This window comes from Kitasatospora sp. NPDC088264 (assembly GCF_040685715.1).
Lineage (GTDB): Bacteria > Actinomycetota > Actinomycetes > Streptomycetales > Streptomycetaceae > Kitasatospora.
In genome coordinates this window covers 36,096-51,263 of the sequence record NZ_JBFBIR010000025.1, presented here as the reverse complement: position 1 = coordinate 51,263, position 15,168 = coordinate 36,096, and the positions used below count along the sequence as shown (strand labels likewise).

Annotated in this window: 15 protein-coding genes and 1 pseudogene; 7 read left to right on the top strand and 9 right to left on the bottom strand. The window is 74.0% G+C overall.

What is annotated here, in order from left to right:
• Positions 1 to 21 precede the first annotated feature (21 nt).
• Positions 22 to 1,062, bottom strand: a complete 1,041-nt coding sequence (glpX, locus tag AB0O82_RS20705) for a class II fructose-bisphosphatase (RefSeq protein WP_063347979.1) — start codon at positions 1,060 to 1,062, stop codon at positions 22 to 24.
• 236 nt (positions 1,063 to 1,298) lie between these two features.
• Here glpX and AB0O82_RS20700 point away from each other — a divergent pair, with 236 nt between their 5' ends.
• Complete coding sequence (locus tag AB0O82_RS20700; RefSeq protein ID WP_063347978.1) at positions 1,299 to 1,814, top strand: DUF4245 domain-containing protein; 516 nt, start codon at positions 1,299 to 1,301, stop codon at positions 1,812 to 1,814.
• A gap of 151 nt (positions 1,815 to 1,965) precedes the next feature.
• Here AB0O82_RS20700 and AB0O82_RS20695 read toward each other — a convergent pair whose 3' ends face one another.
• Both AB0O82_RS20695 and AB0O82_RS20690 read right to left on the bottom strand, forming a co-directional pair.
• Positions 1,966 to 2,568: a malonic semialdehyde reductase gene (locus AB0O82_RS20695; protein ID WP_363585443.1), complete on the bottom strand. Its 603-nt coding sequence runs from the start codon at positions 2,566 to 2,568 to the stop codon at positions 1,966 to 1,968.
• Positions 2,569 to 2,681: 113 nt separating this feature from the next.
• Positions 2,682 to 2,939, bottom strand: coding sequence for an exodeoxyribonuclease VII small subunit (locus AB0O82_RS20690; protein WP_363585442.1), 258 nt, complete (start codon positions 2,937 to 2,939; stop codon positions 2,682 to 2,684).
• A gap of 163 nt (positions 2,940 to 3,102) precedes the next feature.
• Here AB0O82_RS20690 and AB0O82_RS20685 point away from each other — a divergent pair, with 163 nt between their 5' ends.
• A complete protein-coding gene (locus AB0O82_RS20685) occupies positions 3,103 to 3,597 on the top strand; it encodes a GNAT family N-acetyltransferase (protein WP_363585441.1) in 495 nt (164 codons plus the stop codon).
• 28 nt (positions 3,598 to 3,625) lie between these two features.
• On the opposite strand, the gene xseA is transcribed toward AB0O82_RS20685, so the two are convergent.
• Together xseA and AB0O82_RS20675 are read right to left on the bottom strand one after the other, a co-directional pair.
• Entirely contained in the window at positions 3,626 to 4,846 is a 1,221-nt protein-coding gene (gene xseA, locus AB0O82_RS20680) for an exodeoxyribonuclease VII large subunit (RefSeq protein WP_363585440.1), read from the bottom strand.
• Positions 4,847 to 4,899: 53 nt separating this feature from the next.
• The gene (locus tag AB0O82_RS20675) at positions 4,900 to 6,264 is read right to left on the bottom strand and encodes an APC family permease (protein WP_363585439.1); all 1,365 of its coding nucleotides are present in this window, start codon (positions 6,262 to 6,264) and stop codon (positions 4,900 to 4,902) included.
• An 87-nt stretch (positions 6,265 to 6,351) separates the two neighbouring features.
• On the opposite strand from AB0O82_RS20675, the gene AB0O82_RS20670 reads away from it, so the two are divergent.
• Together AB0O82_RS20670 and ppgK are read left to right on the top strand one after the other, a co-directional pair.
• The gene (locus AB0O82_RS20670; protein WP_363585438.1) at positions 6,352 to 7,326 is read left to right on the top strand and encodes a 4-hydroxy-3-methylbut-2-enyl diphosphate reductase; all 975 of its coding nucleotides are present in this window, start codon (positions 6,352 to 6,354) and stop codon (positions 7,324 to 7,326) included.
• Between the two features lie 156 nt (positions 7,327 to 7,482).
• On the top strand, positions 7,483 to 8,229 hold the full coding sequence (ppgK, locus tag AB0O82_RS20665; RefSeq protein ID WP_363585437.1) for a polyphosphate--glucose phosphotransferase: 747 nt from the start codon (positions 7,483 to 7,485) through the stop codon (positions 8,227 to 8,229).
• A gap of 22 nt (positions 8,230 to 8,251) precedes the next feature.
• Here ppgK and AB0O82_RS20660 read toward each other — a convergent pair whose 3' ends face one another.
• Positions 8,252 to 8,893, bottom strand: coding sequence for a DUF6542 domain-containing protein (locus AB0O82_RS20660; protein ID WP_363585436.1), 642 nt, complete (start codon positions 8,891 to 8,893; stop codon positions 8,252 to 8,254).
• Positions 8,894 to 9,147: 254 nt separating this feature from the next.
• Here AB0O82_RS20660 and ychF point away from each other — a divergent pair, with 254 nt between their 5' ends.
• On the top strand, positions 9,148 to 10,221 hold the full coding sequence (gene ychF / locus AB0O82_RS20655) for a redox-regulated ATPase YchF (protein WP_363585435.1): 1,074 nt from the start codon (positions 9,148 to 9,150) through the stop codon (positions 10,219 to 10,221).
• Here the strand turns inward: ychF and AB0O82_RS20650 are convergent.
• From AB0O82_RS20650 to AB0O82_RS20640, 3 genes and pseudogenes are all read right to left on the bottom strand, one after another.
• Positions 10,211 to 10,486, bottom strand: coding sequence for a type II toxin-antitoxin system prevent-host-death family antitoxin (locus AB0O82_RS20650; protein WP_363585434.1), 276 nt, complete (start codon positions 10,484 to 10,486; stop codon positions 10,211 to 10,213). The genes ychF and AB0O82_RS20650 overlap by 11 nt on opposite strands.
• 65 nt (positions 10,487 to 10,551) lie before the next feature.
• Complete coding sequence (locus AB0O82_RS20645; RefSeq protein WP_363585433.1) at positions 10,552 to 11,217, bottom strand: HAD-IA family hydrolase; 666 nt, start codon at positions 11,215 to 11,217, stop codon at positions 10,552 to 10,554.
• A 57-nt stretch (positions 11,218 to 11,274) separates the two neighbouring features.
• Positions 11,275 to 12,422, bottom strand: a pseudogene (locus AB0O82_RS20640) (dihydrofolate reductase family protein).
• A gap of 159 nt (positions 12,423 to 12,581) precedes the next feature.
• On the opposite strand from AB0O82_RS20640, the gene AB0O82_RS20635 reads away from it, so the two are divergent.
• Together AB0O82_RS20635 and AB0O82_RS20630 are read left to right on the top strand one after the other, a co-directional pair.
• Positions 12,582 to 13,400: a methyltransferase domain-containing protein gene (locus AB0O82_RS20635; RefSeq protein ID WP_363585432.1), complete on the top strand. Its 819-nt coding sequence runs from the start codon at positions 12,582 to 12,584 to the stop codon at positions 13,398 to 13,400.
• Positions 13,401 to 13,620: 220 nt separating this feature from the next.
• The gene (locus AB0O82_RS20630) at positions 13,621 to 15,066 is read left to right on the top strand and encodes a DUF4190 domain-containing protein (RefSeq protein WP_363585431.1); all 1,446 of its coding nucleotides are present in this window, start codon (positions 13,621 to 13,623) and stop codon (positions 15,064 to 15,066) included.
• The last annotated feature ends 102 nt before the right edge of the window (positions 15,067 to 15,168 follow it).

Here is a 15,168-nt window from a genome sequence, read left to right as displayed (position 1 = left end):
CGCGGGTGCGGTCGCCCGGTGTCAGTTGGCGCGGTCGAAGTCGATCGCGCTGTAGGCCCGCAGCTTCGACAGCTTGTGGACGGAGTTGATCTCGCGGATCGTGCCGCTCTTGGAGCGCATCACCAGCGAGCTGGTGGTGGCGGTCTCCTGGCGGTAGTGCACGCCGCGCAGCAGCTCGCCGTCGGTGATGCCGGTGGCGACGAAGAACACGTTCTCGCCGCTGACCAGGTCGTCGGTGGTGAGCACCCGGTCCAGGTCGTGGCCTGCGTCGAGGGCCTTCTGCCGCTCGGCGTCGTCCTTGGGCCACAGCCGGCCCTGGATGACGCCGCCCATGCACTTCATGGCGCAGGCCGCGATGATGCCCTCTGGGGTGCCGCCGATGCCCATCAGCAGATCGACGCCGGTGCCCTCGCGGGCGGCCATGATGGCGCCGGCCACGTCGCCGTCGGAGATGAACTTGATCCGGGCGCCCGCTTCGCGGATCTCCCGGACCAGGCCGTCGTGGCGCGGGCGGTCGAGGACGACGACGGTGACGTCCTCGACGGCGCTGCCCTTGGCCTTGGCGACCCGGCGGATGTTGACGGCCGCGGGGGCGGTGATGTCGACGAACTCGGCGGCCTCGGGGCCGGCCACCAGCTTGTCCATGTAGAACACGGCGCTGGGGTCGAACATGGTGCCGCGGTCGGCGACGGCCAGGACGGCGACGGCGTTGTTCATGCCCTTGGCGGTGAGCGTGGTGCCGTCGACCGGGTCGACCGCGACGTCGCACTCGGCGCCGGTGCCGTCGCCGACCCGCTCGCCGTTGTAGAGCATCGGGGCTTCGTCCTTCTCGCCCTCCCCGATGACGACCACGCCGTTCATCGAGACGGTCGAGACGAGGGTGCGCATCGCCTTGACGGCGGCGCCGTCCGCGCCGTTCTTGTCGCCACGGCCGACCCACCGGCCGGCGGCCATCGCGGCCGCCTCGGTGACCCGGACGAGTTCGAGCGCGAGGTTCCGGTCCGGAGCCTCGGGCGCGACCTCCAGGGCGCTGGGAAGGTGGTTCGGGTACTGCGTGGTCATCGTCGTTACCTCTCTGTACGCGACGGCCAGTAAGCGCCCGACTACTGCCTGGTCGAACGCCGTGGTGAGGGTCCTGCGATCGTATCTGCCTATGAGATGACTGTCTGTGGCGCGGGTCGCCACCCGGCGCCCGACCAGGTCGGTTCGTCCCGCTTCACCCGTACGCGGGCACCCCGGGTGGCCGTACCGCCGTAGGGATGAGTCACCATGTGGGGGTGGCTGGAGAGAGCAAACGCATGAGGGGCCGGGAGACCGTACGGGACATGGTCCTGTCGATGCTGGCGGTCGGCGCCGTGGTCTGGATCGGGTACCTGTTCCTTCCGCACGACGCGAACAGCGACCCGGTGCACGTGGTCGAGTACAAGGTGGCGGCGGCCTCCGCGAAGCGCGGCGCGCCGTACCCGCTGCTCTCCCCGGACGGGCTGTCCGACCAGTGGCGGGCCACCTCGGTCGGCTACCAGCCGGCCGCGATCAGCAAGGGCAAGGGCAACGCCTGGCACCTGGGCTTCGTCACGCCGTCCGGCCAGTACGCGGCGGTCGAGCAGAGCGACGTCCCCCGCGACGCGCTGCTGGCCGACAAGATCGCGGGCGGCAAGCCGGACGGCACCTCGGAGGTCGCCGGGCGCACCTGGGAGCGGGTGCAGGGCGAGAAGTCCCGCGCCCTGACCGTGCAGACCGGTGACGCGACCACCGTGCTCACCGGCACCGCCTCCTACGAGGAACTGGCCGAGCTGGCCCAGGCGCTCAAGTAGCCCGTGCCCCCGGGTCGCCCCGGGGGGAACAGCTCCGTACGCCCCCGCGAACGCCCCGCGGACGCGCCCGTACGACCCCGAACGCCCCCGTGCGCATACGGAGAGGGCCCGCACCGGACGAACCGGTGCGGGCCCTCGCGCGTGCGGTGGATCAGACCGTGGTGACGACCTGGTCGTACTCCAGGCGCGGCGAGCGCGGGAACCACGCGTCGTCGCCCGGCTTGCCGATGTTGACCACGGCCAGCACCGAGTGCTCGCCGTCGCCGAAGAACTCCTTGTTGATGCCCTCGGCGTCGTAGCCGGTCATCGGGCCGGCGGCCAGGCCGGCGGCGCGCACGCCGATGATGAAGTAGGCGGCCTGCAGCGCGCCGTTCAGCGAGGCGGAGCGCTCGCGGACGGTGCGCTCGGAGAAGAACACGTCCTTGGCCTGCGGGAAGTGCGGGAACTGGGTCGGCAGCTCCTCGTGGAACTCGTTGTCCGCGGCGAGGATGGCGACCAGCGGGGCGGTGCTGGTCTTGGCCTTGTTGCCGTCCGCCAGGTGCTGGACGAGGCGCTCGCGGCCCTCGGTCGAGCGGACCAGGACGACGCGCAGCGGCTGCTGGTTGAAGGCGGTCGGGCCGTACTTGACCAGCTCGTAGATGGCCTGGACCTGCTCCTCGGTCACCGGCTCGTCGGTGAAGGTGTTCGCGGTGCGGGCCTCGCGGAACAGCAGGTCCTGAGCGGCGGCGTCGAGTACCAGGGCGTCGGTGGTCATGCTTGTCTGCACCTCATGCGGGAGGGGGTTCGTCGGATTGACCGGCCGTGGCCGGTCAGACCATCTCAACATGGATGAAGTTTCAACGATTCCCCGGCCTACTGTGAGCCGCGTCACTGCCCGCCCGCGGCCCCGTCCTCCTCGGCGGCCAGCGCCGCGTCCAGCCGGGCCCGGGCGCCGTCCAGCCAGCGCTGGCACACCTTCGCCAGCTGCTCGCCGCGCTCCCACAGCGCCAGCGACTCCTCCAGCGACGTCCCGCCGTTCTCCAGCTGCCGGACCACCTCCAGCAGCGCGTCCCGGGCGTGCTCGTAGCCCAGCGCGTCGTCCGGGGTCGGTGCCGCCGCGTCCTGCTGCTCCTGCTGCTCTGCCATGCGTGCCAGCGTAGGGGCTGGAGCCGACAGAGCCCGCGCAGCACCGACACAACGGCCGTGGCGGGGTGAAAGCGGCAGGGCGAAGGCGGCGGGCGAAGGCAGCGGTGGAGGCAGCGGCGAAATCGGATGCAACCGGCCGGCCGGCGGCGCTACCCTCCGCCGCATGATCACGGTCCGACCCGCCGCCCCGGCCGACGCCTCCGAGCTCGTCCGGCTGCGCAACCTGATGTTCGAGGCGATGCCCAGCATGGCCGGCCTGACCGGGCCGGGGCCCTGGCAGGCCACCGCCGAGCGGATACTGCGCGAGCGCCTCGCCGCCCCGGCCGGGGAACTGACCATGCCGTCCTTCGTGGTGGACGACCCGCGGCGGCCCGGCCGGCTCGCCGCCTGCGCGGTCGGCACGCTGGAGCACCGGCTGCCCGCGCCGGGAAACCCGGACGGCCGGTTCGGCTTCGTCTTCAACATCTGCACCGACCCCGGCCACCGGCTGCGCGGCTACGCCCGGGCCTGCACCGAGGCGCTGCTGGACTGGTTCGACGACCAGCGGGTCGGCCGGATCGACCTGCACGCCAGCAGTGGCGGCGAGGCGCTCTACCGCAGCCTCGGCTTCGGCGAGCACTCCCGCGCACTCTCCCGGCAGCGCTCCTACGAGGCCTGACCGTCGTCCACCGTGACGCCGGGCGTTCCTACGAGCCCTGGCCGTCCGCCACCGCGACGTCGAAGGCCCCGCCCGCGACCCGGGCGCGCAGCCCCTCGCCGGCCGTGACCTGCGCCGGGTCGGTCACCACCGTGCCGTCCGTCCGCTGGAGCACCGCGTAGCCGCGCTCCAGGGTGGCCGCCGGGGACAGCGCGACCACCCGGGCGAGGGTGTGCCCGAGGTCGCTCTGCGCGTGGTCCAGCCGGTGCCGCAGGGTGCGCCGGGCCCGCTCCAGCAGCGCGGTGACCTCCTGGCCGCGCCCGTCCAGCATCCGGTGCGGAACGGCCAGCGCGGGGCGGCTGCGCACGCCGTCCAGCCCGTGCTGCTCGCGCTCGACCCGGCCGAGGACGTGCCGCCGGGCACGGTCCCGCAGCAGGCGGACCTTGGCCAGCTCCTCGCCGACGTCCGGAACCACCCGTTTGGCGGCGTCGGTCGGGGTGGAGGCGCGCAGGTCGGCGACGAAGTCCAGCAGCGGCTGGTCCGGCTCGTGGCCGATCGCGCTGACCACCGGCGTACGGGCGGCCGCGACCAGCCGCACCAGCCCCTCGTCCGAGAACGGCAGCAGGTCCTCGACGCTGCCACCGCCGCGGGCCACGATGATCACGTCCACCTCGGGGTGCTCGTCCAGCTCCCGGACGGCCGCGCTCACCCGCTCCACCGCGCTGACCCCCTGCACCGGGACGTTGCGCACCTCGAAGCGGACGGCCGGCCAGCGCCGCCGGGCGTTCTCCAGCACGTCCCGCTCGGCCGCCGAGCCGCGCCCGGTGACCAGCCCGACGCACTGCGGCAGGAACGGCAGCGGCCGCTTGCGCTCGGCCGCGAACAGGCCCTCCCCGGCGAGCCGCCGCTTCAGTTGCTCCAGCCGGGCCAGCAGCTCGCCCAGCCCGACCGGCCGGATCTCCGAGGCCCGCAGCGACAGCTGCCCGCGTGCCGCGTACCACTCCGGCTTGGCGTGCACGACGACCCGCGCGCCCTCCTGCACCACCTCCGCGACCTGGTCGAACACCGAGCGGAAGCAGGTCACCGTGAGCGACACGTCCGCCTGCGGGTCGCGCAGGGTCAGGAACACCACGCCCGCCCCCGGCCGGCGGCTGAGCTGGGTGATCTGCCCCTCCACCCAGACCGCGCCGAGCCGGTCGATCCAGCCACCGATCAGCGCGGAGACCTTGCCGACCGGGATCGGGGCTTCGGGGGAGCTGGTGTTGGCCATGCGTACGAGGTTAGGGCCTGTCCGGGGAGCTGGTGTCGGCCGTGTACGCGAGGCTAGCGGCGCCCGCCGACAGGGCCGCCCGGAGCGGGGGAGCCCTGGACGCCCAGCACCACCAGCCCGACCGCCAGCCAGATCAGCCCGACGAGCTGCGCGGTCGTCGAGGCCTCGTAGACCACCGCCGCGATCACCACGATCCCCAGGGCCGGGACGAGCAGGTGCCGCACCCGGTCCCGGGAGCCGTGCCGCACCGTGTACCAGCCGATCACCGAGGCGTGCAGCAGCGCGAAGGCGGTCAGCGCGCCGACGTTGACCACCGAGGTCAGCTGGTCCAGCCCGTCGCCCCGGTCGGCCGCCCAGACCGCCGCGGCCATCGTGATCACCGCGGCCGCCAGCAGCGCCCGGCGCGGCACCGCGGTGGCCGGGTCGACCGTGCCGAGGACGCGCGGCAGCCGCCCCTCCCGGCCCATCGCGTAGACCAGCCGCCCGGCCGCCGCCTGCCCGGCCAGCGCCGCGAAGGCCGCGCCGATCGCCTTGCTGGCCGCCACCAGGACGTGCAGCCAGTGCCCGACCCCGCTCTCCACCGTGTCGTAGAAGGCCGAGCCCTGCGCCGCCGGGTCGGCCGCCAGCTGCTGCGGGCCCAGGGGTTCCAGCAGTGCCGCCAGGTAGGTCTGGGCGACGAACAGCACCCCGGCCAGTGCCAGGCACCAGAGCACGGCCCGGGCCACCGCCGCCGAGGCGCCGACCGCCTCCTCGACGAAGGTGGCGATCGCGTCGAAGCCCAGGTAGGAGAGCACCGCGACGGACACGGCCGAGATCACCGCGGTCAGCGAGAAGGCGCCGACGGCGGTGAACGGGGTGTCCCAGCCGCGCCGGGCGCCGCCCTGGAGCAGCGCCACCACGGCCGCGGCGACGAACACCGCCAGCACCGCGATCTCCAGGGCGAGCACCGCGAAACCGACCACGGCCGCCGTCCGTACGCCGATCAGGTTGAGCGCGGTGGTCAGCACCACCGCGAGCGCCGTCCAGACCCAGCGGGAGACCCCGGGCACCAGCGAGTTCAGCGCGATCCCGGAGAACAGGTAGGCGACCGCCGGGATCAGCAGGTAGTCGAGCATCGCCATCCAGCCGGCGATGAACCCGGGCCCCTCGCCCAGCCCGGCCCGCGCGTAGGCGAACACCGAGCCGGTCTGCGGCACCGCGCGCACCATCTGGGCGTACGAGAAGGCGGTGAAGCCCATCGCGACGGTCGCGGCCAGGTAGACGGTGGCGACGGCGCCGTGGCTCCTGGCGTCCAGGACGCCGAACACGCCGACCGGCGCCATCGGGGCGATGAACAGCAGGCCGTAGACCATCAGGTCGCGGACGCTCAGGCTGCGGCGCAGGCCGCCCGGTTCCGTTTGCCCGTTCGCAGAGCTCATAGACACCACATTTGAGCACCGGCGACCGGGTCTGTCCGGAAAGCGCCTCCCGTCGGCGCGGCTCGGCGCCGCCCGTACGATGGAGCCATGTCCAACACCGCGCCGCGCCGTGTCCTGCTCGCCGCCCCCCGGGGCTACTGCGCGGGTGTAGACCGCGCCGTGATCGCCGTGGAGAAGGCCCTGGAGCAGTACGGGGCGCCCATCTACGTCCGCAAGCAGATCGTCCACAACAAGTACGTGGTGCAGACCCTGGAGAAGAAGGGCGCGATCTTCGTCGACGAGACGGAGGAGGTGCCCGAGGGCTCGATCGTGGTCTTCTCCGCGCACGGCGTCGCGCCGTCCGTCCACGACGAGGCGAAGGCCGGCCGGCTGGCCACCATCGACGCCACCTGCCCGCTGGTCACCAAGGTGCACAAGGAGGCCGTGCGCTTCGCCGACGAGGGCTTCGACATCCTGCTGGTGGGCCACGAGGGCCACGAGGAGGTCGTCGGGACGATGGGCGAGGCCCCGGACCGGATCCACCTGGTGGACGGTGCCGAGGACGTCGCCAACGTGCGGGTCCGGGACGAGTCCAGGGTCGTCTGGCTGTCCCAGACCACCCTGTCGGTGGACGAGACCATGGCCACCGTCGGCGAGCTGAAGAAGCGCTTCCCGGCGCTGGTCAGCCCGCCCAGCGACGACATCTGCTACGCCACCCAGAACCGCCAGGTCGCGGTCAAGCAGATGGCCCCCGAGACCGACCTGCTGATCGTGGTCGGCTCCAAGAACTCCTCCAACTCCGTCCGCCTGGTCGAGGTCGGCCTGGAGTACGGCGCCAAGGCCGCCCACCTGGTGGACTTCGCCGAGGAGCTCCAGGAGGCCTGGCTGGAGGGCGTCGGCACGGTCGGCCTGACCAGCGGTGCCTCCGTCCCGGAGATCCTGGTCGAGGGCGTGCTGGAGTGGCTGGCCGCGCGCGGCTACGACACGGTCGAGACGGTCAAGACCGCCGAGGAGCACCTGACCTTCTCGCTGCCCAAGGAGCTGCGCCGCGACCTGCGCGCCGAGGCGGCGGGCAAGCTGTAGGGCCGGTCCCGGGACCGCTCCCGGGTCCTTTCGCGCAGAGCCCGGCACCCCCTCGGGGTTGCCGGGTTTTCTGCTGTGCGTCCACCCGTGCCCTCTCGTAGTTTTGTGCACAGGCTGTGGACAAGCGGTCCGCGGCCCCGGCGGAGGGTGGACGTGATGGCGGCGGTATTCGGCGTGGACATCGGCGGTTCGGGCATCAAGGGCGCCCCGGTCGACCTCGCCCGGGGCGTGCTGGCCCAGGAGCGGTACAAGGTGCTCACCCCGCAGCCGTCCGCCCCCGAGGCCGTGGTCGCCGCCGTCCGCGAGGTGGTCCGCCAGTTCGACCACCAGGGCCCGGTCGGGCTCACCTTCCCCGGCGTGGTGGTCGGCGGCCGGACCAGAACCGCCGCCAACGTGGACAAGGGCTGGATCGGCCTGGACGCCGCGGGCCTGTTCCGCGAGGCGCTCGACCTGCCCGCGACCGTGCTCAACGACGCCGACGCGGCCGGGCTCGCCGAGACCGTGCACGGCGCCGGGCGCGACCAGTCGGGTGTGGTGCTGGTGCTCACCTTCGGCACCGGCATCGGCAGCGCGCTCTTCGTGGACGGCGTGCTGGTGCCCAACACCGAGCTGGGCCACCTGGAACTGCGCGGCAAGGACGCCGAGCGCCGGGCCTCCTCTGCCGCCAAGGAACGGCACGGGCTGACCTGGGAGCAGTGGGCCGGGCGGGTCGACGAGTACCTGGACCTGGTCGAGATGCTGTTCTCGCCGCAGCTGGTCGTGATCGGCGGCGGGGTGAGCCGCAAGCACGAGAAGTTCCTGCCGCTGCTGCGGGAGCGGGAGGCGCGGGTGGTGCCGGCCGAGCTGCGCAACGACGCGGGCATCGTCGGCGCCGCCATGGCGGCGGCCCGGGCGGCGGGCTGAGGCCGCCCGCCCGAGGCACCGCTCAGCGGGAGCGCTGGATCCGGCGCTGGGCCACGAACCGGGCGAGCACGATCAGCGCGGCCAGCCCGGTGCCGGAGAACAGCCAGCCGGCCCGCAGCGCCAGCCCGGTCGCCAGCGCCACCACCTGGGCGGTGACGCCCGAGGAGGTGACCGGCCCGAGCAGCAGCAGCGCCAGCGCGAAGGCGATCGGCCCGCTGATCGGTGCGGCCAGCAGGTCGACGTAGCGCACCCGGACGGCCAGCTGGAAGCAGACGGCCAGGTAGCCGAGGCCGAACAGCCAGCCGAGGCCGTCGAACAGCAGCCGGTCCAGGCCCGCGACGGCGAGGGTCGCCAGCACGGCGGCCACGCCCGTGCCGATGGCGGTCAGCCGGGTCGGCCGTCCGGTCCGGCGCCGCCCGTACAGCGGGGCCTCGGCGCGTCCGCGCAGCGGCAGCCGCAACCGCAGCCTGGGGGTGGCCGGGCGGGCGGTGGTGGCGGCGGGCGGCCCGGCTACCGGGCGTAGCCGGGCGGCGGGGGCGGGGGCGGCGGCGGGGGCTCCGGCGGTCTCGGGAGCCCGGCCGGGCCCGGGGACGGCGGCCCCGGCCGCGCCGTTCGGCGGTCGGCGTCTGGGCCCTGGCGGCTGGGTACGGATGCTCTGCTCCACCCGCCCAACGTACGGTCCGATCATCGCCACACTGTGTAATGGACCGTTCAGGTCTTGCCCCGTGTCTCCTGGCGGAGTGCTGATGTGATCGTCGTTCAGCGGCCTGACCTGTCCGGCCCAGCCGCCCGGGCGGCCGGCCGGAGTTCCTGGAGCCCCTCCCGGCGGCGACCGGGGCGTGAGGCGCTGCCCGTAGACTTGGGGGTCGGCCCGCACGGTGCCGACCCAACTCCTCCAAGCCCACGGGACTGCGCTTCATGTCGCTCACGATCGGAATCGTCGGCCTGCCGAACGTCGGCAAGTCGACCCTGTTCAACGCCCTGACCAAGAACGACGTGCTGGCGGCCAACTACCCGTTCGCCACCATCGAGCCGAACGTCGGCGTCGTCGGCGTCCCGGACACGCGGCTGGCCAAGCTCGCCGAGATCTTCGGCTCCCAGCGGATCCTCCCGGCCACCGTCGACTTCGTCGACATCGCCGGCATCGTGCGCGGCGCCAGCGAGGGCGAGGGACTGGGCAACAAGTTCCTCGCCAACATCCGCGAGTCGGACGCGATCTGCCAGGTCGTGCGCGCCTTCACCGACCCGGACGTGGTGCACGTGGACGGCAAGGTGTCGCCCAAGGACGACATCGAGACCATCCACACCGAGCTGATCCTGGCCGACCTCCAGACCGTCGAGAAGGTCCTGCCGCGGCTCCAGAAGGAGGCGCGCCTGAAGAAGGAGACCGCCCCCGTGCTGGCCGCCGCCGAGGCCGCGCAGGCGGTCCTGGAGACCGGCAAGACCCTCTTCGAGGCCGGCTTCGACACCACCCCGATCCGCGACCTCCACCTGCTGACCGCGAAGCCCTTCCTCTACGTCTTCAACGTGGACGAGGTCGAGCTGGCCGACGAGGACTTCAAGAACGTCCAGCGCGAGCTGGTCGCCCCGGCCGAGGCGATCTTCCTCAACGCCAAGATCGAGTCCGAGCTGATCGAGCTCGACGACGCCGAGGCCCTGGAGCTGCTCCAGTCGATGGGCCAGGAGGAGCCCGGCCTCGCCACCCTCGCCCGGGTCGGCTTCGACACCCTCGGCCTGCAGACCTACCTCACCGCAGGCCCCAAGGAGACCCGCGCCTGGACCATCAAGAAGGGCGCCACCGCCCCCGAGGCCGCCGGAGTCATCCACACCGACTTCCAGAAGGGCTTCATCAAGGCCGAGGTGATCTCCTTCGCCGACCTGGTCGAGACCGGCTCCATCGCCGAGGCCCGCTCCAAGGGCAAGGCCCGCATCGAGGGCAAGGAATACATCATGCAGGACGGCGACGTGGTGGAGTTCCGCTTCAACGTGTAGCCGTCTGCTTGCCGCGAGTTGACCGGTTGGTCGAATGTGCGGACCGGAAGGGGCCGGGCTCTGTCGAGCCCGGCCCCTTCCGTGTCACCGTGCGGCTGCGCAGCAGGTAGGCGGTCTCCTTGAGGGGCTGGTGGTCCTCCAGTGAGACTGTGACCACCGGTTCGTGTCCGGCGCGAGTGATCACGATCTCCTCGCGGTCGTCCGTGACCGCGTTCAGCACCTCGGCGTAGTGCGCGCGGGACTCCGAGTAGGTCGTCGTCTTCATGGCTCGACTCCTACGTCTGACTCGTGCGGTGACAAGGGTGACCGGGTCGCCGGTCGCCGCCCCGGTCAGGGGCGGACGGTGACGGTCAGGGTGCCGTCCGGTGCGGTGGTCACGGTGATGTCGTCGAGGGTGTCGGCGTGGGCGTCCGGCCGGTGGGCGGCGGCGCGGGGGCCGATGCCGACGACGCGGATGCCGGCGGCGCGGGCGGCCGTGATGCCGGCGTCGGAGTCCTCGAAGGCGAGGCAGTCTGCGGGGGCGAAGCCGAGGGCGGCGGCGCCCTTGAGGAAGCCCTCCGGGTCGGGCTTGCTGGCGCCGACGGACTCGGCGGTCACCAGGACGGGCGGCATCGGCAGGCCGGCGGCGCCCATCCGGACCCGGGCGAGCGGTTCGTCGGCGGAGGTGACCAGGGCGTGCGGCAGGCCGTCCAGGGCGGCGAGGAAGGCGCCCGCGCCGGGGATCGGGACGACGCCGTCGGTGTCGGCGCGCTCGGCGGCGAGCATCCGCCGGTTGTCGGCGAGGTTGAGTTCCACCGGGCGGTCGGGCAGCAGTTCGGCCATCGTCGCGTGGCCCTGGCGGCCGTGGGCGACGGCCAGCACGGCGACGGGGTCGAGTCCGTGCTGCTCGGCCCAGCGGTGCCAGCAGCGCTCCACCACGGCGTCGGAGTTGACCAGGGTGCCGTCCATGTCCAGGAGGAGGGCGCGAGCGGTCAGCTGGAGGGGTGTGGCGGGCATGGGGCTGCTCCTCGGGCAAGGAAGGACGAGCTCTTTGTTCCCCGATGATACAAAAGATCAGCCGAGCAGGTGGGCGTTGACCGCGCGGGCCGCCTCGGCGAGCTCCGGCAGCTCCACCACCTCGACCCCGGCCGCCGCCAGCAGAGCCGTGCCCTGGCAGTCGGTGACGAACAGGTCCGGCTCGCGCCAGGCCACCACCACCCGCGGCACGCCCGCCGCGATCAGCAGCCGGGCGCACGGCGCCGGCCGCGAGGCGCGCTGTCCGCACGGTTCGAGCGAGCTGTAGACGGTCGCCCCGCGCAGCCGCGGGTCGCCGGTCGGCAGCTTGCCGAGGGCCGCCTCCTCGGCGTGGTCGTGCGCGTCGCCCTCCCGGCTGTAGCCCTCCGCCAGCACCTCGCCGTCGGCGCCGACGATCACCGCGCCGACCGAGAAGGCCGTCGCGGACGGCGGGCAGCGGCGGGAGAGTTCGACGGCCCGGCGCAGGTGGTCGAGGTCGGCGGTCACGGGACGGGCTCCGGTCACGGGGCGGGCTCCTTCGGGGCGTACCTGAGCAGGACGACGTCGTCCACCGTACGTGCCTCCAGCAGGCGCATCCGCCGGGCCGGGCCGCCCGGGAACGCGGCCGGGCGGACGAACCGCGGCGCCTCGGCCTGGCCGACCAGCAGCGGGGCGACCGCCAGCTGGAGCTCGTCCGCCAGGCCCTGGGCCAGGAACTGGGTGTGCACGCCGCCGCCGCCCTCGACCATCAGCCGGCGCACCCCGCGCGCGCCCAGGTCGTCCAGCACCGCGCCGAGGTCCACCGCGCCGCCGAGCGCGACCACCTCGGCCAGCCCGTCCAGGCGGGGCCGCAGCACGGTCGCGCCGGCGTCCGTGGTGTAGGCGAGCCGGGCGCCGCCGGTGTGCCAGAAGCGCAGGTCGGCGTCGAGCGCGCCGCTCGCGCTGAGCGTCACCTTCAGCGGGTACTCGGCGCGGCCGTCCGCGAGCCGGGCGGCCCGGCGTGCGGGGTCGTTGACCAGCAGGCGCGGATTGTCGGCGCGCAGCGTGTTGCCGCCGACCAGGACGGCGTCGGCGGCCGCGCGTTCGGCGTCGACCCGGTCGAAGTCGGCCCGGTTGGAGAGCAGCAGGCGGTCGGGGGAGGCGTCGTCGAGGTGGCCGTCGAGGGACATCGCGGCGCTCAGCAGGACGAAGGGGCGCTGGCCGGGCATGGGCGGGGGGACCGTTCTCTCGGGTGCGCCCCACGGTACGGCCGCCGGGGGTGGCGCGGTCGCGGGGTGATCGACAGGTGAGACAAATCTTCTCGGAATGCGGAATGTCCACTAGCGTCGAAGGCGTCGCGGAAACCGACCACTCCCCAGGGGGACACCATGACCGGACAGCAGCCCGCCACCGTCTACACCCACGGCTACCAGGAGGCCGTGCTGCGCTCGCACCGCTCCCGGACGGCGGCCGACTCGGCCGCCTACCTGCTGCCCGAACTGCGCCCCGGGCAGGCGCTGCTGGACATCGGCTGCGGGCCCGGCACGATCACCGCCGACCTGGCCGAGCTGGTCGGCCCGGGCGGTCGCGTGGTGGCCGTGGACACCTCCGCCGAGGTGCTGGAGCAGGCCGCCGCGTACGTGGCCGGCCGGGGCCTGTCCAACGTCGTGTTCGAGGTCGCCGATGTCCACGAACTGCCCTTTCGAGAGGGCGAGTTCGACGTGGTGCACGCTCACCAGGTGTTGCAGCACGTGGCCGACCCGGTGGCCGCGCTGCGCGAGATGCGCCGGGTCGCGGCGCCGGGCGGTGTGGTCGCGGCCCGGGACGTCGACTACGCGTCGATGACCTGGTTCCCCGAGGCGCCCGCGCTGGACCGCTGGCTGGAGCTGTACGAGCGGATCGCCCGCGCCAACGGCGGTGAGCCGGACGCCGGGCGGCGGCTGCTGTCCTGGGCGCGGGCGGCGGGCTTCACCGACATCGCCGCGACCGCCACCACCTGGACGTACGCGACGCCCGAGCAGCGCGCCTGGTGGGGCGGGATGTGGGCGGACCGGGTGACCGGCTCCGCCATCGGCCGGACGGCGGTGGAGCGGGGCTTCGCGGACCAGGCCGAACTGGCGCGCATCGCGGCCGGCTGGCAGGAGTGGAGCGCCGCCGGGGACGGCTGGTTCTCCATGCTGCACGGCGAGATCCTGGCGCGCGGCTGACCGGGGGCCGGGCCGGCGACGGGCCGAGGGCGAGGCCGGGCGGCGGGATGGGCGGCGGGGCGGGCGAAACGGTCGCGCGGGCGTTCGGAAAGATCGGGTAAAGTCGCGCGTCCGCTCGTACCGGGGCCGTTCGGGCCCGTCCGGCCCGTTGCTGGAGGGGGCGAGCCGACGAGTCGAGCTGCCGAGTCGATGCCCGTACCGGCGGGCCGGGGGAGTCCACGTGTCCAAGCCTGCGTCCGAACCGCCCGCGCCGGGGCCGGAGTCGCCTGCGGCCGATCCCCGCACACCGGCCCACGGGGCCGCGCCGGCGAAGCGGGCCGAGCGGGCGGGGCAGTCGGAGCGGGCGGACCAGCCGGACCAGCCGGAGCAGCAGGCGCAGGCCGGGCAGCCCGAGCCGGTCGCGGTACCCGGACAGCCCGGCCCCGCCGCCCCGTCCGCGCCCGCCCCGCCCGTGCCGCCCCTCCCGCCCGCGCCCGCCAACCCGTGGGCCGCGCCCCTGCCGTCGCAGTCCCCGTCGCAGGCCCCGCCGCAGCCCCCGCCCCCGCCGCTGCCCGCCGGCGGCTGGGCGTCGGTGCCGCCCGCCGCGCAGTCCGGCCTCCAGCCCGGCTTCCCCTACCCCCGGCCCGCCCCCGTCACCAACGGCTTCGCGGTCGCCGCCCTGGTGACCGGCCTGGTCGTGGCGGCGCCGGTGGCCCTGGTGTTCGGCATCATCGCGCTGGTCCAGATCAACCGCCGCAAGGAGCGCGGCTTCGGCATGGCGGTGACCGGGCTGGTGCTCGGCGTGGTCGGCACGGTGCTGCTGTCGCTCGTCGTGTCCGGTTCGACCTTCGAGTCCCCCGATGGCGGCCGGTTCGGCCAGTCCACGAAGGCTCCGGCCGGGTCCGTCCCGTGGGCCGCGCTGAAGTCCGGGGACTGCTACAACACCCCCGACAACGGCAGCCGGGCCGACCCCGACGGCGGCGACGAGACGCTCTACTGGGTCCGCCGGGTGCCGTGCTCGGCCCCGCACCACGGCGAGGTGGCCGGCACCGCCCGGATCCCGGCGGGCGACGGCCCGTCCTACCCGGGCGAGGCGACGGTCCGCCTGCGGGCCGCCGAACTGTGCCGCACGGTGCTCGACGACTACGCCCTCGACCAGTGGGCGATCCCGGACGGCATGGACGACGTCTACCTCTACCCGACCCGGGGCAACTGGAGGTCCGGTGACCGCTACGTCACCTGCGCGTTCGAGGACCGCGACGGCGAGCACCTGGGGACGGTCCGCACCGACCGGGGCAGCCTGAACCCCGCCCAGCTGGCCTACCTGGAGGCCGTCCGGGGCTTCAACGACGCCTACGCGGAGCAGCCGAGCAAGGGCTTCGCGGACGCGTCGTCCGAGTACCGGACCTGGGCCCGGCGGATGTCCACCGCCTCCCACGCGGAGGCCGCGGCGCTGAACAAGGCGTCGGCGGCGTGGCCGGCCGAGGTCAAGCCGGCGGTCCGCAAGCTGGCGGCGGCCCAGGAGGCGGCCGCCACCGCCTGGGACGCGGCGGCCTCCGGCGACGACCTGGAGGGCGACGTCCGGCGGGCCCGGGCGCTGGTGACCAAGTCGGTGCCGCTCAGCATCGAGATCCGGCGCGGGCTCGGCCTGTCCACCGGCGAGCAGGTGCCCGACCTCCAGGTCTGAGCTGCCGACGGGTCCGGGCCGCCGGGCGCGGCCGGGTTACCCGCCGTTAACCGCACCCGTACCTCCCGGTAGCGAGCCGCCCGTAGCGTCGTGGGGGCGGAT